The sequence below is a fragment of the Tepidanaerobacter sp. GT38 genome (assembly GCF_021991635.1).
Classification (GTDB): Bacteria; Bacillota; Thermosediminibacteria; order Thermosediminibacterales; family Tepidanaerobacteraceae; genus DTU063.
Genome location: NZ_JAFFJA010000108.1, coordinates 1 through 18,899 on the forward strand (window position 1 = coordinate 1; position 18,899 = coordinate 18,899).

Annotated in this window: 15 protein-coding genes; all 15 read left to right on the forward strand. The window is 39.8% G+C overall.

Translation table 11 applies throughout. The features are described from left to right. The first annotated feature begins 197 nt into the window (after positions 1–197). The 15 genes from JT739_RS11740 (at position 198) to JT739_RS11810 (ending at position 18,725) form a co-directional block, all read left to right on the forward strand. Positions 198–926 (forward strand): DUF421 domain-containing protein, encoded by a 729-nt coding sequence (locus JT739_RS11740; protein ID WP_237661318.1) that lies wholly within the window; start codon positions 198–200, stop codon positions 924–926. 15 nt (positions 927–941) lie between these two features. Beyond that, positions 942–1,310, forward strand: a complete 369-nt coding sequence (locus JT739_RS11745) for a DUF4363 family protein (RefSeq protein WP_237661319.1) — start codon at positions 942–944, stop codon at positions 1,308–1,310. Positions 1,311–1,382: 72 nt separating this feature from the next. Beyond that, positions 1,383–1,712, forward strand: a complete 330-nt coding sequence (locus JT739_RS11750) for a YmaF family protein (protein WP_237661320.1) — start codon at positions 1,383–1,385, stop codon at positions 1,710–1,712. Between the two features lie 207 nt (positions 1,713–1,919). Beyond that, positions 1,920–2,915 (forward strand): YafY family protein, encoded by a 996-nt coding sequence (locus tag JT739_RS11755; protein ID WP_237661321.1) that lies wholly within the window; start codon positions 1,920–1,922, stop codon positions 2,913–2,915. A 366-nt stretch (positions 2,916–3,281) separates the two neighbouring features. Further along, positions 3,282–7,130 (forward strand): S-layer homology domain-containing protein, encoded by a 3,849-nt coding sequence (locus tag JT739_RS11760; RefSeq protein ID WP_237661322.1) that lies wholly within the window; start codon positions 3,282–3,284, stop codon positions 7,128–7,130. 226 nt (positions 7,131–7,356) lie between these two features. Continuing rightward, the gene (locus JT739_RS11765; protein WP_237661323.1) at positions 7,357–7,548 is read left to right on the forward strand and encodes a helix-turn-helix domain-containing protein; all 192 of its coding nucleotides are present in this window, start codon (positions 7,357–7,359) and stop codon (positions 7,546–7,548) included. A gap of 129 nt (positions 7,549–7,677) precedes the next feature. Beyond that, the gene (locus JT739_RS11770; RefSeq protein WP_237661324.1) at positions 7,678–7,917 is read left to right on the forward strand and encodes a hypothetical protein; all 240 of its coding nucleotides are present in this window, start codon (positions 7,678–7,680) and stop codon (positions 7,915–7,917) included. A 14-nt stretch (positions 7,918–7,931) separates the two neighbouring features. Beyond that, positions 7,932–8,267 (forward strand): MFS transporter, encoded by a 336-nt coding sequence (locus tag JT739_RS11775; RefSeq protein ID WP_237661325.1) that lies wholly within the window; start codon positions 7,932–7,934, stop codon positions 8,265–8,267. 66 nt (positions 8,268–8,333) lie between these two features. After that, positions 8,334–9,065, forward strand: a complete 732-nt coding sequence (locus JT739_RS11780; RefSeq protein WP_237661326.1) for a SagB/ThcOx family dehydrogenase — start codon at positions 8,334–8,336, stop codon at positions 9,063–9,065. A 145-nt stretch (positions 9,066–9,210) separates the two neighbouring features. Continuing rightward, positions 9,211–10,473 carry a VTT domain-containing protein gene (locus JT739_RS11785; protein WP_237661327.1) on the forward strand — a complete coding sequence of 421 codons (1,263 nt, stop codon included), beginning with the start codon at positions 9,211–9,213 and terminating at the stop codon, positions 10,471–10,473. 94 nt (positions 10,474–10,567) lie between these two features. Continuing rightward, positions 10,568–11,170, forward strand: coding sequence for a TetR/AcrR family transcriptional regulator (locus JT739_RS11790; RefSeq protein WP_237661328.1), 603 nt, complete (start codon positions 10,568–10,570; stop codon positions 11,168–11,170). A 62-nt stretch (positions 11,171–11,232) separates the two neighbouring features. Then, the gene (locus JT739_RS11795; protein ID WP_237661329.1) at positions 11,233–12,492 is read left to right on the forward strand and encodes an efflux RND transporter periplasmic adaptor subunit; all 1,260 of its coding nucleotides are present in this window, start codon (positions 11,233–11,235) and stop codon (positions 12,490–12,492) included. Beyond that, positions 12,489–15,632 carry an efflux RND transporter permease subunit gene (locus tag JT739_RS11800; RefSeq protein WP_237661330.1) on the forward strand — a complete coding sequence of 1,048 codons (3,144 nt, stop codon included), beginning with the start codon at positions 12,489–12,491 and terminating at the stop codon, positions 15,630–15,632. The genes JT739_RS11795 and JT739_RS11800 overlap by 4 nt, the downstream gene beginning before the upstream one ends. Before the next feature lie 79 nt (positions 15,633–15,711). After that, positions 15,712–16,899, forward strand: coding sequence for a TolC family protein (locus JT739_RS11805; protein ID WP_237661331.1), 1,188 nt, complete (start codon positions 15,712–15,714; stop codon positions 16,897–16,899). Between the two features lie 173 nt (positions 16,900–17,072). Next, entirely contained in the window at positions 17,073–18,725 is a 1,653-nt protein-coding gene (locus tag JT739_RS11810) for an S-layer homology domain-containing protein (protein WP_237661332.1), read from the forward strand. Positions 18,726–18,899: the final 174 nt, after the last annotated feature.

An 18,899-nucleotide genomic window follows, 5' to 3' on the forward strand; every position in this document is an offset into this window, starting at 1 on the left:
TGAGACATTTCTATATATCCTTTCTCTCCGGTTACAACATATGCCTGTAAGCATTGCCAGTACTACTGACGCGGCATCTACCGGCTGCTGATCATAGGGTGGTATATGACTCAATCTAATGTGAAATTAGTCTAGATTGCATCTAAAAACAAAATTCTGGGGAAAATATTTATAATAAATCAAATGGAGTGAAAGCCTTGAATGAAACTGCGGTAGTCATAGTTAGAGGAATTATAGCCTTCTTTTCACTTCTCATTTTTGCAAGGCTCCTCGGAAAGCAGCAAATAAGCCAGCTTACCTTTTTTGACTACGTTTTGGGCATTACCATCGGTTCTATTGCAGCTTCCCTGACTACAGAACTTGATAGCAGAGCATGGGTTCATTTTGTAGGCCTTGTAGTTTGGACGGCATCAGTATTAGTATTACAATTAATAAGCGAAAAATGGCGCTATGCTTCTAAATATGTGGACGGGGAGCCTGTAGTTGTCGTAATGAACGGGAAGATCATGGAAGATACTATGAAAAAATTGCGTTATAGAGCTGTTGACTTAATGGAACAGCTGCGAGATAAAGGAGTATTTGATTTAAATGAAGTTGAATTTGCCATTTTGGAGACCAATGGCAAACTTTCAGTCCTAAAAAAGCCCCAGTTTCAACCTGTAACCCCCATTCACCTGAATATACCATCTATACCAACTGGTATTGGGACAGAGCTTATATATGATGGTAAAATAGTTAAACAAAATCTAAAAGATTTAAATATAACCGAAGAGTGGCTGTATTCACAGCTTAAAGCCAAGGGAATCGATAATGTTTCAGATGTGTTTTTGGCTACTATAACACCAAACGGAAGTTTCTTCGTAGATACATATATGGATAGGTTAAAGCGCATAACAGATATTAGCGATTATCCGGGGCTAAATTAATAGGAGGCATGAGCTGTGAACAAATTTGTTTTTTATCTTATACCGATACTGACCTTAGCCATTTTTTTTGCCATCATGAACGGTGGCCTTATTCTAAAAAACTCTATTGGTGAGAGAGATCAGCATTTTTTAAAGTACTATGCAGATATAAAGGCATGTATCAATGACGAACAATGGGAACAAGCGATTGATTACTGCCAAAAGCTAAAAAATGCCTGGAATAAAAGAATCCCCTGGATACAGTTTAGCGTGGAAAGGGATCAAATAAATGGTATAGATATTTCACTTGCCAGGCTGACAGGTTATTTGGAGGCGAGAGACAAAGCCGGCGCTTTAGCAGAACTTTATGAGGCAAAGCGCCATTGGGACGATTTAGGGCGATGAAAAGAGAAAAGTAACATCAAGGGCACACCCCACATAGCTTAAATTAGAATATAAGCAAAAGGGGTGGTATCGATGTCTTCAGACCAAAACAGAGGGAAATCTTATGGTCACGTCCATGCCCATAATGGCATTACAACTTGCGATAAAGGTCACAGCCATATGTATCCCGGGGTCAGCAGCCCACCTATTCCTTCGGGTATATTTGAACAAGGTGATCACTACCATGAAATTTCAGGCAGAACTACCTTTGATCATAGACACTATCACTACTATAGGGGTACTACCGGCCCGGCCATAAGTTTAGGCGGGGGTTATCATACTCATTATATTAGACTTAGAACTAGCTTTGATGAAGGACACGACCATGAAATAGAAGGTTTCCTTCAAGCAACAAACAGCTAAAATCTCCTTTATTATGTTATATTGTATTAGGGAAGGGAATGCTCCCTTCTCTTTTTTTCATTATTAAAGATTCGCTACCAGCAGAACAACAAAGATTCTAAACATTTTTAAATGTATTTGTACAAAGACCGGTTTATTTCCCACATATTGTGATATTATGGTATTGTAGGAATAATTATGTATCAGAAAAGGGCTAGGGGGAATGATATGGCTAGACGTTCAAATCAAAAATTGAAGCTCCTATACCTTTTGAAAATACTCTTAGAAAACACTGATGAAGAACATGCTATGACCGTAAAGGAAATGATATCGGAACTTAAGAGATACGGTATCCCTTCCGAAAGAAAGTCTATCTATGATGATTTAGAAGCCCTAAAGTTTTTCGGGTTCGACATAGTTTCAAGGAGGAGCAGAACTACAGAATATTTTATAGCAAGTCGTTTTTTTCAATTAGCTGAATTAAAACTATTGGTTGATGCAGTTCAATGTTCAAAATTTATAACTTATAAAAAAAGTAAGGAGCTCATAAAAAAGCTTTCGAGCTTTACCAGCAAACACAATGCAAAACTTCTTCAACGCCAAGTATATGTAGCAGACCGTGTAAAGACAATGAATGAAAGCATCTATTACAATGTAGACAGGATTCATATGGCAATTTCCCAAAACAGGCAAATATCTTTTAGATATTTTCAGTATACAGTAGACAAGAAAAAGAAATTTCGAAAAAATGGCGAAAGGTACATAACGAGCCCATATGCTCTTTCATGGGATAACGAAAACTATTACTTAATAACTTTTTCGGAAAAATATCAGGATTTTACCCATTATCGAGTAGACAAGATGAGTGATATCGAAATCACTAATGAGCCACGAGTCAAACTGCCAGATCATTTGGAGTTCAACATTGCCGGGTATTCAAAAAAGGTTTTTAACATGTTCGGCGGCGAAGAGGAAACCGTAAAAATGCAGTTTGACAATTCACTGGTAAATGTGGTTATAGACCGTTTCGGCAAAGATGTTTACATAGAAAAGGCCGATGAGAACAGTTTTATAATGAAGGCAGAAGTCGTTGTTAGTCCTACATTTCTCTCATGGGTGTTTCAATTCGGCGATAAAGTGAGGATATTAGAACCGGAAGATGTGGTATCTAAATATAAGCAATACCTAGCAAATACCCTAGGTTTATATAAAAGTATTTCATAATAAAGTTAGCTATAAAAAGAAGGATATCAAAGCAATTTGTAGTAATATTATGTATAAATAGTAAAATTGTCCTATATAAACAGATATATAGCTTTATCATATAAGCTTTTTAGACTATTTAATAAAAACTTAAAAAAAGGGGTGATGAATATAGTTTATAAAAATTATAGAAAGGGGGTATAGACTTAGGGTCAATAAACAAAAAAAGCGGCCCCGCTGCCACGGAGCCGAAAATAGGAAAAATATACCCAACAAATTATACCATAGATCACATCGGTTGACAACGAAATATTCAATACTGCAGAAAAGTAATAGACACTTAATATTAGCCATTACTTAATTCAAAAGAAAGGGGAGGATAACCAGATGAGCAGAAGAGTTAGACACTGGGTGAGCATAATTATAGCTTTAACATTTTGCCTGGGGCTTTTTGCTCCTGGAATAGCTTTAGACGCTCAGGCTGCTGTAGAGTTGAAAGACATCAGTGGTCACTGGGCAGAAGCCACAATAGCAAAGTGGGTAGAGCAGGGTCTTATCAGCGGATACACGGATGGGACCTTTAGACCTGACAACAGTATAACCAGAGCAGAGTTTATGGCTTTAGTCAATAGGGCCTTTGGCTTTAATAAAAAGGCTGCAATAGGCTTTTTCGATGTTTCAGCGACTGATTGGTTCTATGATGAGATAGCAAAAGCTGTAAAAGCAGGGTACATATCAGGTTATCAGGACGGCACCGTAAAACCCAATCGGGAAATCAGCCGTCAAGAAGCAGCAGTAGCCCTTTGTAAAGTTTTAAATCTTGAACTGCAAGATAATGTAGATCAGTTTGCAGATAAAGACTCCATTCAAAACTGGAGCAAACCATATATCGGTGCACTGGCTTCTAAAGGATACATGGGAGGGTATCCCGATGGAACCTTTAGGCCGGAAAGGCACATAACCAGAGCAGAAACCGTCACGATGCTTGACAATGCCTTAAAGGCCCTTGCCGTAACATACGACGAGCCGGGAATTTACGGACCTGAAGAAGGTGTTGAAACAATTTCCCGAGATGTTGTCATCAATGTTCCTGGGGTAACATTGAGGAACATGGTAATAGAAGGCAACTTGTATCTAAATGAAGGTATCGGCGAAGGAGATGTAACTTTAGAAAATGTAACAGTTAAAGGGCTAACCACGGTCCGCGGAGGCGGAAAGGACAGTATCCATCTCGTCAACTTTACATGTGAAGAAGTAATTGTCGTCAAAGTTGGGGGCAAAATTAGAATAGTTGCTTCAGGCAACACTGATATCAGCGAGCTAAAACTTCAGTCTGGGGCTCATGTAGAAGGAAAGGGCATTGAAACAATAACTATACTTAAAGATGGAGAAGATGTAGTTTTAGACGGCGATTTCGAAGAAGTTATTGTGGATGCTGATGTAAAAGTAGAAGTTTTAGAAGGCACAACAATTAACAACCTCCAAATCAACACTAAAGCCGAAGTGAACCTATCCAGTGACGCAACCGTAAAAGATCTAACCATTGATGCAGCCGCAACAATTACCGGCAAAGGCACCATAGAATATGCCGAATTCAACGCTGATGGTGCAGAACTAGAAATGAAACCTAAAAAATATGATATTGCAGATGACGTTACTGCAAAGATTGCAGGTAAAGAAGTAAAGGGAGAAGATAAGAAAACCTCCGGCGGTGGTGGTGGAGGAAGTAGACCTTCAGTAATAAAAGTGGAATCAGTTTCTTTAGATAAAAAATCAGTAACATTGGCAGTTTATGAATCGGTCTACTATAAGAGTGAAGAAATCCTTATTGCTACAATAGAACCTGAAAATGCTACAAATAAAAAAGTAACATGGAGTTCAAGTGATGATAGTGTAGCAACTGTCACACCTAATGGTTTAACTGCCACAGTGAAGGCAATAAGTAAAGGAAAAGCTGAAATTACGGTTAAAACTGAAGATGGTGGTAAAACAGCTACTTGCGAAGTGAGAGTGGTTGGTGATGAAATACCAGTTATTCCCGTAAGTGCTATTAGTATTACAACAGAACCGGATAAAACTGTTTATAAGCTTGGTGAAGAGCTCGATCTAACCGGCTTGGTGGTAACAGCCACATATACTGATGGGACAACCAAGATTGTTGAACATTCTAAGTTGACAGTAAGTGGGTTTGACAACGAGACTGTTGGAGAACAGCAGATAACTGTAACATATGAGGGCAAAACAGCAACATTTGTAGTTACAGTTGTTGAAGATCCAGAAGAACCAACTGAAGCTAACTTTATATCTACTGGTAACGTAGGTATAGCACCTGATACAGCAGGAGAAGCAGCAGGTAAGATCTATGCTGAATACAAGCTGGTAGCAAATGAAGAAGATATCTCCTTAGCTGCAAGCAATGTAGAATACATCAAAGTAAAAGTTGGCGAAGATGGAGAATGGAAAGACTTAACCGCTAATACCGATGCTACTCTTTGGTTTAATGTAGAAGCAGATCAAGGAGTGCGCTACTACGAAGTTAAGACAAAAGATGGCAAGGTATATACAGCAACCTTGAATTGGGATAAAGAAATTAATACAACAGCTACATGGGAAGCAACTGGCAAGGAAGGCATTAGGCCTGGTACCGAAGACACCTATGTAGAGTACAAATTAATGGATGGTGAAAACCAAGTATCTCTTAAGATTGGCGATGTTAAGTTGATTGCCAGCAAAGAGGGAGAAAAATGGGTAGAGTTAGAGCCCAATACTGATGAGACCTTATGGTTTAACAAAGCCCACGAAACTGGAAGCTATGATTTCTTTATAGTAACCAGTGACGGGACAATGTATAAGGTAACATTGGATTGGGTCGAGACCATCGCTGCAGCTGTAGACTACAAGGCGGTTTGGAATGAAAGCAGAGGCACCTGGTACATCAAAGTAACCGTACCGGAAGAAAAGCTTGATAAAGATAGTGTTCAGTCAATCCACGTAATTAAAGAAGCTGGTGAGGAACTGGATGAACCTAGGGCTCTAACACCAGATACAGATAAAGTAATGTGGTTTGGCGTTGCCAAGGGTGATGGCGAAGTTACTCTGAAGGCAGACGGTGAATATGCTTACAAGGTAGTTCGCACAGATGGCAGCGAGTACATCTTCAGCTTTACTTATACATCTAGTGAAGTAAAGGGTGTAGAGAAACCTGACGAGCCAGTAGAAAAAGCAGGAACATGGAATGCAACTGGTCGTACAGGTTTTAATACCGTTGATGGTAAAGCTTATGTATTCCAGGAATTTGAACTACTGGTAGACGGTGAGAGAATCAGCCTACACAAAGATAACATCAAGAGCATTACCTCAAATGGTAAAGCCCTGACTCCTAATACAGACCATACCTTATGGTTCAATGTATTAGCAGAAGCAGGTGAGCGTGAGTTTGTAGTAGTGGACAAGAACGATGTAACCTATAAAGCAACATTAAATTGGACAGCACCTGCAGAAGTAACAGCAACAGCAGAAGGAGCTCCAATTTATAATGAAAGCCTTGGAGCAACTTATCAGAAGTATAATGTAGAAGGTGTTTCACTGGTAGGCTTTGACGCTATGTACCAGATTAAGCCAAGTGGCGAAATAAGCAAACTGGTTGAGAGCGGCGATGACTGCTTGTGGTTCAAAGTTGACGCTGATGAAGAAGGTTGGGCGCAAGAAGAAGGCGACCACATCTTCTTAGTGAAACATGGTGAAACTTGGAGTAAGTTTGTAGTTAATTATGAGGCACCAGCAGAACCAGTTGATGAAACTGATCCAGAGATAAAATCAGCCACAGTAGAAAAGAATGAAAATGGAGATTTAGTATTAACCGTAGAAGCATCCGATGAGAACCTGTACTCTTTAGAAGTAGATCATAGCCATGGCAAACATGGTAAATGGTCACAAGCAAATTTGCCAGAGTTTACCGTTTATGCAGATCCATCTAATCCATGGGGCACTCCAGAAGCTAAAGCTCAATTTGAAACAGCTGGAGTAACCGTGGACTATGATGCAGACACTCAAACTTGGACGATAACATTTAAATCAGATGGTCAAGCAATGGGTGTTATTAATGATGAAGACATCAGTAATGGAGCAATAGAGTTTTATCTAGTGGCTCATGACTCAGAAGGTAATAGTTCAGGAGATATGGATGGAAATTACGAAAAGGTTGTCTATACGCCTGAGGAAGGTAAGGATGGCTAGTTAGTTTTCTAACCCATTGTCACCACTCATAACCTAAGAACCACAACCCGCCCCGTGGGAAAGCAAGCAATTAAGCTTTCTTCCACGGGGCGTTTTTTATTCTTGCCGGTTGCCAAGCATAACAAATAATAGCCTTAAATACATGCCAAACCCAAACAAAACCTATACATATTGGCAATTATTTGCTATACTGTAAGCAGTAACTCCGTGAAGGAGGGGTCACAAGGTGGATTATATAACTACGGAGAAATGGTCATCACTGGAGGAAATTGCTGAACACCTGGGTGTCAGTAAAGATACGATTTATAGATGGATTTCTACCAAGCAGATGCCTGCTCACAAAGTTGGTAAGTTGTGGAAGTTTAAAATCAGTGAAGTAGATGAGTGGGTACTAAAAGGCGAGGCATCTGATAAATGATTGATGAAAGGGGTTAGACGAAACACTGCAAATGGAAGAATAGAACAGGGGACGGTTCTATGTTTGTATGTTTGGAATCACCTCTTCAAACAAGTTTTTGTGTATGCTAAATGGAAGGAGGTGGAAAAAATGAGTGAGGTATCTCGTTGGAAAGCCCTAGCATTTATCTACTTTTTTATGCTGGCATTTGCCTTAACTTTTCAAGGTATTCCGCCAGTCTTAGGATTTATCGTATCATCTTTGGGAATTTCCCACGCTCAGGCGGGGACTCTCATGAGTTTTTTTGGCCTACCTGGAATTTTCATTTCTATTCCCGGAGGCATTTTGGCTGATATTTATGGTTCACGATATGTGGGAATAGTAGTGTAGCTCTGGCTTTTTTGTTGTTTTTAGTCCCTCGGACTGGAATTAACCCACTGCTGCTGGGAATATTAATCGGAACTGCAGCCTCCTTTATACCTGCTCCTGTTTTTTCGTTGGTGCCACGGCTTTTGCCTCCTAAGCAGTTGGGTTTAGGATATGGCATCTTATCTACATGTTTAAACTTTGGAGTGCTTATAGGTCCGTTACTGGTTGGTCTATTCTATGACTTGACCCGAAATTACCTTTACGGATTTAACCTCATGGCCTTTTTTGCCCTAACTACAGCCGTAATAGCTATTCTGCTTCGCCTTTTTTATACATCAGCCCAAAAAGATAAAAATGAATTCAATCTTTAAAGGCACAATATAGGTGTTATCTGTGACCAGTTTGATTAAAATAGCACATAGAAAGGAGCGGATAACATGGACGGCATAGGCAGGGAGTTTCTCGAAAAGACAAAGTATAAATACTTAATAATGTCTGACCAGGCTAAGAATTTGCCTCAGCCACCTCTGGAGCTTAAAGCTGAAAGTGATAAAAAAATCATCGTGCTGCCGCAGCCTAAAAATGTAGATGTTAATATAAAACTTGTGGAAGCCATGGAAAACAGGCGGAGCCTTCGAAGATACTCGGATAAGCCGCTCACTTTAGAAGAGCTATCCTTTTTGCTGTGGTGCACGCAGGGGGTAAAACGAATCTCACATAACGTTACATTCAGGATGGTTCCATCGGCAGGGGCTCGGCACGCTTTTGAAACCTATATTTTGATGAATAGGGTAGACGGTTTAAGCCCGGGGCTATATAGATACCTGGCACTTGACCACAAACTGCAGGAAGTGGAAATCTGTGAGGAGATAGCGGATAAGCTGGTAGATGCCTGTTTGGGACAGACTTTTATAAAAAATTCGGCGGTGACTTTTATATGGGTGGCGGTTGCCTACAGGATGACATGGCGATACGGTGAAAGAGGCTACAGGTATATGTTTTTGGACGCAGGCCATGTAGCCCAGAATTTATATCTGGCTGCAGAAGGCATAGGTTGCGGTACTTGTGTCATCGGTGCCTACGATGATGATGCCGTAAATAGGCTGCTTGGCATTGATGGAAAAGAACAATTTGCCATATATTTGGCTGCAGTTGGCAAGAAAATATAAAAATTGATCGGCTAAAATGCCGATTTTTTTATTAAAGATATTATGTTAAAATTTAATTAATTTGTTTTAGATATTCATTTTTACAATATATTTGTATAGATTATGAAAGTAAAATAAAAAGTGGTGATGATATTTGGAGAGTATTATGTATTTTCTTGAAGGGACGAAGGAATTTTTTATTCAAAATGGGGCATTGGGTCTTTTCATTTTATCTTTTTCAGAGGCGTCGTTTTTTCCAATACCGCCGGATATCGTGCTTTTGCCACTAGCTCTAATTTCGCCGGAGAAAGCTTTATACTATGCTGCCATAACTTCAATAGCATCTACTCTTGGCGGGGTTTTTGGCTACCTAATTGGAAAAAGGGCAGGCAGACCCATACTTGCTCGATTTATCAAAGAAGAAAATTTCCATAAAATAGAAGACATGTTTTCGCGCTACGGCGGATGGGCTGTGGCAGTTGCTGGTTTTACCCCTATACCTTATAAAGTGTTTACCATTGCTTCTGGCGTGTTTGGTATGAATTTTACTACATTTTTTATTGCAACGGTTCTCAGCCGAAGTGCCAGGTTTTTTCTGGAAGGAGCATTTGTATTAGCATTAGGGGAAAATGCCATAGCGTACATAGATAGGTTTTTAGGGCCGGGCTCTTTTGTACTATTGGCAATAATGGGATTGCTTTATTTTTTAATACAAAAAAGTGGTATTTCAATCAGCGTAACCTTGAGAGAAGGAACGTTGGCTCATATTTTTAAACAAAAGCTGAAGACCTTTTATGGTGAATTTAGCATATACTTGATAGCAGGTTTTAGTATTGCTGCGACTTTTGGCATATTATTTTTTAAAATGGCAACGGAAGTATTGGAAAAAGAAGTGGAGGATTTCGATATTGGCATAATTGGCTATATAAGCCAGATAAACCTAAATTCCATTGATTTTATTTCACATCTCTTGGACATTATAGAAAAGCCTTTAATTTTTGCCATTATAATATTACTTTATTTGCTTTATATAAACTATCTCTACAAGAAAAATATATACAGCGGCATGGCTTTAGTCACATTTATTGGCAGTTTTCTTCTGCAATGGGGATTTAAATCTTTTTATAAAAGGCCTAGGCTGCCAAATGTAGATGCTACAAGCTTTTTTGCTTACAGTTTTCCCAGCGGTTTTATGGTAATTTTAACAGCCCTTTTAGGTTATATGGCCTTTTTGCTGCTTAAAAATAAAAACAAGGCCAAGAAGCTTATCATAATATTTGGTTGGATTTCTATTATGCTTATGGTAGGCATTAGTAGGATTCATGCAGGCATAAGTTATCCCAGTGATGTACTGGCTGGGTTTTGGCTTGGCGGATTATGGCTGGCTATTTGTATAGTGGCTACAAAAGCTTTGGAGTATTATAGATAACGTTCTTGGCATTGACAAAAGATTAATATATGAATACAATTTTTGTGAATAAAAATATTTTTTATTCATGAGCTCAGATTATCGAGGTGAAAAGATGGCAAGGGGTTTTACAGATCGGGAAAGAGAGATTATCAGAAATGACCTGATTAAAGCGGGTCGTGAGCTTTTTGGGGCTTATGGTCTAAAAAAGACCAGTATCGAAGATTTAACAAAAGCAGTGGGAATTGCCCAGGGTTCTTTTTATACTTTTTTTAATTCTAAAGAAGAACTTTATCTAGAAGTTATGGACAGAGAAGGGGAGGCTATCAAGGAACAACTTTTAAAGGAAGATGACATTAAAGAACTAACTCGTGATAAATTCAAAAGTTTTTTTAAGAAAGTCTTTGAAGTAGTCAGTTCCAATCCAATAATCCGGCAGATGTTTTTTGAAGAAGAGGTGGATATTTTAATCCGAAAAATTCCACCGGAAAAAATGAAAGAATACAACAAAAGGCTTATGCGGGACTTTTTGCCGATTATAAAAAAATGGCAGGATGAAGGTGCCATTATAAATGATTATAAACCTGAAGTAATTGTGGCGTTATTTCAGGTTCTGTATCATCCGATATTGTATAAAAAGGACTTTGATGAAAATGTCTATGATGATATGCTCCAACTTTTGGTTGATATAGTTGCAAAAGGGCTTGTAGTTGAATAGATGAGCAGTTTAACATGTTTTTTTAATCTAAGAGTCACAAATTAGAAGTGAGGGAGTGCTTTATGAATACAAAATTTGCTAAACCATCTTACATAATAATGCTTGTATTGATAGTTACTTTGATTATATCCGGCTGCAGTTCCCAAACTGCAACAGTGGTAGAACAGGAAAAGATAGTGCCTGTGAATGTGTCACTTTCACAAAAAGAGGATTTGCCCGAATACCAATCCTTTCCGGGAAAAGTGATGGCCGTAGATGAAGTGGGGCTTTCGCCAAAACTTGGCGGCATAGTAGAGCAGATTTTAGTAAAGGAAGGAGAAATGGTAAAGGCCGGGCAAGCTCTGATCATACTTGATAAGAAAGATGTAATTAATCAGGTGAATCAGGCTCAGGCAGCCTATGATGCAGCCATTGCAAACCTTAGCAATTTGGAGCAGGGCCAATTTCCTCAACAGCTGGCACAGTTGGAATCTGCTCTAAAACAAGCTGAGGCAAACTTCAATAATGCGAAGGAAAATTATGAAAGGATGAAAGAACTTTTTAGTGAGGGTGCGATCCCTAAGCAGCAATTTGAAGGCGTGGAGCTTCAGTATAACATTGCTAAAGAACAGTACGAGTCCGCAAAAACACAGCTTACAATTACTAAAGAGAAGACAATACCTGAAAGCTTAGCTGCTGCAAAGGCTCAGGTAAAACAGGCTGAGGCAGTTCTTGCTGCAGCTAAGGCAGCACTGGATAACTGTGTTATCACATCTCCAATTGACGGTACTGTGGGTGCTATTACTGCAACCGTTGGCCAGATGGCAAGTCCCGGCTATTCTATTATTACAGTTGGAAATTTAAACAGTGTTGAAATACATATAAATGTTACAGAAGACAGGGTAAATGGCCTGAAAGTGGGGCAAGAAGCCGAGGTTATCGTAGATGCAGCAAGTGATTTGCCCTTTAAAGGAGAAATTGTCAGCATCAGTCCTTTTAAAGACTTAAGAACCCAAGTTTATCCTGTAAAAATCTTGGTGCCCAATGAGAAGGGGCTTTTGAAATCCGGTATGTTTGCCAGAGTTAAGCTGATGGTAGCTTTACACACTGACGTTGTTACGGTACCTGAAGATGCAGTTGTGGCTTATGATGGCAGGACCATCGTTTACACTTTAGAAGGTGATGTGGCTAAAGCTAATGTGGTTGAAACTGGTCCTACTTCCATGGGCAAGACAGTTATAACAAAGGGTCTTGAGTCTGAAAAGGAAGTAATTATTGAAGGGCAGAGCTTATTAACAGACGGAACAAAAGTCAGAGTAGAGGGCCGGGGTGATGCAAAATGAACTTAGCGCGTTTTTCCATAAAAAGGCCCGTAACAACTCTTATGATTATAGCTGTAGTCCTGGTTTTGGGTTTTATCTCTTTTTCAAGACTTGGAATAGACTTATTTCCCGAGTTTTCATTTCCTGTAGGTGTTGTTATGACTCAGTACCAAGGGGCATCATCCCACGAAGTTGAAAATTTGATAACAAAGCCCCTTGAACAGGTATTGTCCACCATGAACAATGTAAAAAATATTCAATCCCTGAGCAGTGAAGGGAATTCCACTATTATTGTGGAGTTTAACTGGGGTACCAACATGGATATTGCCACCCAGGACATTCGCGAAAAGATAGATTTAATAGAACCTTATTTGCCATCAGATGCTAAGGCCCCCATGATTGTCAAATTTGACCCATCTATGATGCCTGTAATGCAAATTGCTCTTTATGGCAGCGATGATATAGTTCAACTTAAAGAAATTGCCGAAGATGTCATTGAAAGTAGGCTTTTGCGTATAGAAGGCGTGGCATCAGTGGGAATTTCCGGAGGTTTAGAAAGGCAGATAGCCATAAGCGTTGACCCGGATAAATTATCATTTTATGGTCTCAGCATGCCTCAGCTAGCCAGTAAACTGCAAATGGAAAACATTAATCTCCCCGGCGGTAATGTAAACCAAGGGAAAAAACAATACAATATAAGGACGCAGGCGGAATTTGAGGACATATCGGAAATCGAAAACATGCCCATTCCACTGCCGCAAGGTGGGACTATTCCATTAAAAAGCATTGCAAAGGTAGAAGATACTTACAAGGATATATCCACAATTGCCCGTTACAATGGCAAGCCCAGCATAGCTTTGACCATACAAAAGCAAAGTGGCTATAATACGGTTCAAGTGGCAAAAAAGGTCAAATCCGAGATGGCCAAAATAGCCAAAGAAATTCCTGTTGAAATCGGATACGAAATGATTCTGGACCAGTCAGATTTCATCGAGTTTTCTATCAATAACGTAAAAAACAATGCAATAACCGGCGGTATTATTGCGGTAATGGTCATATATCTGTTTCTTCAAAACCTCAGGAGCACTTTGGTTATCGGGCTATCTATACCCATATCCATAATAGCAACTTTTGTACTGGTTTATTTTAGCAACATCACATTGAACATGATGAGCCTCGGTGGATTGGCTTTAGGTATAGGAATGTTGGTAGACAACTCCATAGTTGTTTTGGAAAATATATACTCTCATCGAATAAAAGGCAAAGACCCCGAAACTGCTGCCATATGGGGTACAAACGAGGTCGCCATGGCTATAACCGCATCTACCCTTACCACGGTGGCGGTGTTTCTGCCTATCGTATTTGTGCAGGGCATGACGGCCCAGCTGTTTAAACAACTTGCCCTAACGGTTACTTTTTCCTTGCTTTCTTCCCTGTTTGTAGCATTGACTATTGTCCCCCTGCTGTCTTCGAGACTTATGACGCAGATTGACGTAGCCGAAATATTCTCTGAGGAAGACAGTAAAAAGGGCATACTTTCACTGCTAAAAAAATTTAAAGATCTTTATGTAAGGGTTGAACAAAAGTATTCAAATCTGCTTAAGTGGTCCCTTACCCATAGAAAAGCTGTAATAATACCTTTGGTAATGCTTTTTGTTATAAGCATGGCTTTGGTTCCGCTTATAGGAGCTGAATTTTTGCCTCATTCAGATGCTGGTTCAATTAGCATTTCCGTAAAATTGCCTTATGGCACAAACCTTGATGAAACTGACCGTTTTGTTTCTGAGCTTGTAGACAGAATAAAAGAAATTCCTGAGATAGAAGGTATTATGGAAAGTATAGGCAGCGCTGGTGGAATGGCGGGCCTGTCTGGCTCAGACAGCAGTGAAGCCAGCATAACATTGCAGCTTGTTCCGTTAAATGAGCGCCAGCGCTCTGCAGAGGAAGTTGCAGAGGAAATAAGAAAAATAACAATGGATATGGCAGGAGCTGAAATAAAAGTTAGAGCAGTAAGTAGTATGGATTTTGCGGGTGGTGGTTCACTAGAGTCTATCTCAATAGAAATAAGTGGTGATGACTTAGATGAGCTTGACGAAATTGCGAGAGAGGTTTCCGAAATAGTAAAAGCAACTCCCGGTGCCAGAGAAGTCAAAACTAGCCTTGATGAAGGCAAACCTGAACTTGTTATAAAGATTGATAGAGATAAGGCAACCATGTATGGCCTCACCAGTGCTCAAATAGCTCAAACGATTAATTCTGCCATATCTGGCAGTGTGGCTACAAAATACAAAGTAGGTGGAGACGAGATAGATGTAGTTATAAAGTCGGATAAGGAATTAGTTGATGATATATCTAAAGTCCAGGATCTACTAATTCCCAGCGCTACCGGAGCCTTTTTAACTTTGCGAGACGTGGCTAAGGTTGAAAAAAGCACAGGTCCCGTATCCATAGTGCGTCAAAACCAAGCACGCCAGGTGACGGTAACCGGAACAGTAGTAGGAAGAGATATAGGAACGGTTAACAGGGAGATACAGCAAAAGCTCAATGAACTTCACTTGCCGGAAGGCTACAGCATAAAAATGGGCGGAGAGCAGGAACAGATGATGGAATCTTTTAGTGACATGCTACTGGTGTTTGTATTGGCTGTAATCCTGGTATACATGGTTATGGCTGCTCAGTTTGAATCTTTAAAACACCCATTTGTAATAATGTTCACCGTTCCATTGGCTTTGATAGGAGTTGTGCTTGCTTTGCTTTTAACGGGTCATACCATAAATATTATTTCGCTAATAGGAGTGATTATGTTAGCCGGAATTGTTGTCAACAATGCCATAGTTTTGATAGACTTTATTAACCAACTAAGAGAAAGCGGTATGTCTAGAAACGAAGCCATTATTACTGCTGGACCGGCAAGGCTCAGGCCTATTCTGATGACCACTTTGACTACAGTATTAGGTTTGGTGCCCCTTTCGCTAGGCATAGGAGAAGGAGGGGAACTTGGTGCTCCTATGGCGGTTAGCGTTATCGGAGGTTTGACTTTTTCTACCTTGCTTACACTGATAGTGATACCAGTGGTTTATACGATTTTTGAGGACTGGGGAGATATTTTGGCAAGGTACAGAAAGAGAAGGCAAAAACCAGCGGGTGCTCAGGGAGCTTAACACCCTGACCCACCTCCTGCTATTAAGTGGGATTGGTATAGTTTTGGCTTTATAAGAACATTAAAAGGGAGGATTTCTTATGCCAAGAACTTTGATGAGTAAATTACTGGCAGCATTGCTTATATTGACATTAATACCTGCAAGCTTCGCCTTTTCCCAAGAAGACAAAAAAAGTGAAAATGAGGTTTTAAAGCTTTCCCTTGAGGATGCCATAAAACTTGCCGAAGAGAATAATCAGCAGGTGAAGCTGTCAGAATTGGGCTTGGAGAAGGCAAAACTGGGGAGGCAGCAGTATAGGTATCAGGACAGAAAAGCAAAAGAGCAAGAAGAAGAATTAAAAGAATTAGGCATATCGTTGGAGGGGACTTTTGAATATGACTATAATACCAAAATGGCAGACAAACGAACTGAAGTAGCTGTCAAACTGGCTGAAGCAGGCATTGACGTTACCGTAAAGGGCATTCGATTTGGCGTAGAAGCTGCATATTACGGGGCCCTTTCTGCAAGGGACAATAGGCTTTTAGCAGAAGCTGCTGCTCAAAGGCAGCAGGATTTACTGAGAATTGCTGAGGCAAAATATAAAGCAGGCATGGTGGCAAAAACAGAGGTTCTAGATGCCCAGGTGCAGCTGGCAAAGGCTGAGGCCAATTTATTAAACGCCAAATCACAGGAAGAAAAGGCTTACATCAACCTCAAAAAGCTTTTAGGATTGCCCCAGGACAAACCCATTGAGCTGACGGATTCTTTTGATTATAAACCGGCGGATTTTGAGGTGACATTAGAGGAGTTACTAAAAGAAGCCCAAAAGAACCGAATTGATATTATGAGCGCACAAGGTTCGTATGAAATAGCCAAACTGGATTTTGACCTGAGCAGCAAAGTTTATCCCTCAAATACCTTTATTTACAAAGAAAAAGAACACGCCATGGAGGAAGCCCGCATTAAATTAGAGGATACGAAAGCCGCAGTTGAAGCCGAAGTGCGTCAAATATGGCTTGACTTTGAAGAAGCAAAAGCCAATATACCGGTTTTGGACAAGGCTTTAGAAATGGCGGAAGAAAGCCTCCGCCTCGCAAAGCTCAGCTACGAAGCAGGTCTTGTTCGAAGCGTAGATGTAGCAGCTGCCGAAGAAGGCTTAAAACAGGTTCAGCTACAGAGAGCAGGGGCCATATACAATTATAATTTAGCCCGCTTGAAACTGGAAAATGTAGTGCGCTTTTCTGTATCGGGGAGTATGGCTGGTTCTTCCGAGACAAGCTCCATGTAATTATAAAAAACAAGATTCTACAATTATTACCTTTAAGTTACAGCAATGTTACAAAACGGTTACAATTCCAAGATACCCTCATAATATTAGAAGTTCTTTCGATATTATATGGTAGATAAAACAAAACCTTGGTTTCCGGAAACAAGGTAATCATTCAAAAAAGGAGGGTATCAATGAAGATTTACAAAAAAGGTGCAGCGCTATTGCTGGTTGTGATTATGCTCATGACTTTTGTGGCACCGGTAGCTGAGGCAAAAGAGTTAAATATTCCACCCGGTCAGCTCAAAAAAGTGACAGGGATACCGTATGGGCAGCTTAAGAAAATAGGATTTGTAGATTTAGACGAAACAATAGAATGGGCCAGACTTGCCATTGACAGAATGTACGCTCGCGGTATTTTTACAGGGTATCCGGGCAATGTTTTTAAACCCAAGAACAACGTTACTCACTTGGAAGCCATCATCATGGCCCTAAGGGTCATGGGATGGGAAGAAGAAGTTAAGAGGACTAAGGTTAATGATGATATCCGGAAAATCAACCTTTCGTGGAACGACGCCTATTATTATGTGGCTTTAGCTGTTGAAAAGGGGCTAATTAAACCTGAGGAATTGAGGGGCTTTAATCCCAATGCTCCTGCTAAACGCTATGAAGTGGCACGGTACATCGTTAGGGCATTGGATATGGAAAGAGAAGCTCAAAAACACATGAAAGAAAAACTTCCCTTTAAAGATGCCAATGCCATACCTAAAGATGCCGTTGGGTATGTATATATCATGTTGGACTTAGGGCTAATGAAAGGTGACGACAAGAACAGATTCAAGCCAAATGACCCAATTACCCGGGCAGAAATGGCGGTTATGTTAAACCGCTTAGATGAAAGCCTTGATAATGAAGATGAAAATAATTTGGTTGGAACTATAAAAGATATTGATTTAGAAGATTTAACCATAACCATTCAAAATTCGTCGGGCACTAAAACCTATGATCTTTTGGAAAAAACACCGGTTTACGTAGATGGCAGATATCGCAGTTTAGAAGACTTGAAAGTGGGAGACAAGGTTGAGTTAGTCCTTGATGAGGATGAATTTGTAATATTTATCCAAGTCATTGAAAAAACCAAACAACCCATAATTTCCGCAAAGGGTTTAGTAGCTGAAGTTAACAGAAGAGCAATTTCGCTTGTCACATATATAACCAATCCTGATGAAGGCTTTATAGGGACACTTGTGGAAAGCGACATAGAAGGCCTCCACTATGAATTAGAAACAAGTGAAGGTGCATTTGTATTAAAGGGTAACATAGAAGGGCTTGAAGACTATGTTGGCGACAAGATTGTTGTCAAAGGCCAATTGACAGACGAATTTTCCATTTACATGAGAGGCTATATCTTAAATGTAGAAAAATATTATGTATTAAGGTCTCGCGACTTGGTAACATTTGACGTAAATAATGACACCAAAATCACATTAAACGGCAAAGAAGCAAAACTTGCTGAAATAAAAGCGGGAGATTTTGCACACGTTCGGGCGGATGATACAAATCTTGCTTTGGAAATCAAGGCAGAGAGTTTAAAAGACCGGATTGAAGAATTAGAAAAAGAGAGAAAAAACACCAGAGACGGCAAGTTGGAAGGAAAAGTGGTTTCAGTTAGTTTGGGAGCAAATTTGATGCTTACCATAAAAAACGATGACGGACAGTATACCATTATAATAGACAAAGATGTGGAACTTAAAGGCATAAAAAGCTTAAGAAATCTCAAAAGGGGCATGGAAGTAGGACTGAGGATAAAAGGCGGAAAGATTATAAAAATTGAAGTTGATGATTAAAACATAATATCGGTAAAGTAGTCCCAAATACCCCCTTAATGTGGCAGTCTAGATAACAATACTGTCATATTAAGGGGACCTTAAATTGCAATATTAAATGCCGAGGTTCGAAGTGATGTTATCAAAATGATCGGCAAAGCAGGATCAGGGCATCCAGGTGGTTCGCTGTCTATA

Coding starts and splice junctions, on each gene's coding strand:
- JT739_RS11810 (WP_237661332.1), top strand. CDS start 17,073: ATGAAGATTTACAAAAAAGGTGCAGCGCTATTGCTGGTTGTGATTATG.
- JT739_RS11790 (WP_237661328.1), top strand. CDS start 10,568: ATGGCAAGGGGTTTTACAGATCGGGAAAGAGAGATTATCAGAAATGAC.
- JT739_RS11770 (WP_237661324.1), top strand. CDS start 7,678: ATGAGTGAGGTATCTCGTTGGAAAGCCCTAGCATTTATCTACTTTTTT.
- JT739_RS11750 (WP_237661320.1), top strand. CDS start 1,383: ATGTCTTCAGACCAAAACAGAGGGAAATCTTATGGTCACGTCCATGCC.
- JT739_RS11755 (WP_237661321.1), top strand. CDS start 1,920: ATGGCTAGACGTTCAAATCAAAAATTGAAGCTCCTATACCTTTTGAAA.
- JT739_RS11800 (WP_237661330.1), top strand. CDS start 12,489: ATGAACTTAGCGCGTTTTTCCATAAAAAGGCCCGTAACAACTCTTATG.
- JT739_RS11795 (WP_237661329.1), top strand. CDS start 11,233: ATGAATACAAAATTTGCTAAACCATCTTACATAATAATGCTTGTATTG.
- JT739_RS11805 (WP_237661331.1), top strand. CDS start 15,712: ATGCCAAGAACTTTGATGAGTAAATTACTGGCAGCATTGCTTATATTG.
- JT739_RS11760 (WP_237661322.1), top strand. CDS start 3,282: ATGAGCAGAAGAGTTAGACACTGGGTGAGCATAATTATAGCTTTAACA.
- JT739_RS11780 (WP_237661326.1), top strand. CDS start 8,334: ATGGACGGCATAGGCAGGGAGTTTCTCGAAAAGACAAAGTATAAATAC.
- JT739_RS11785 (WP_237661327.1), top strand. CDS start 9,211: ATGTATTTTCTTGAAGGGACGAAGGAATTTTTTATTCAAAATGGGGCA.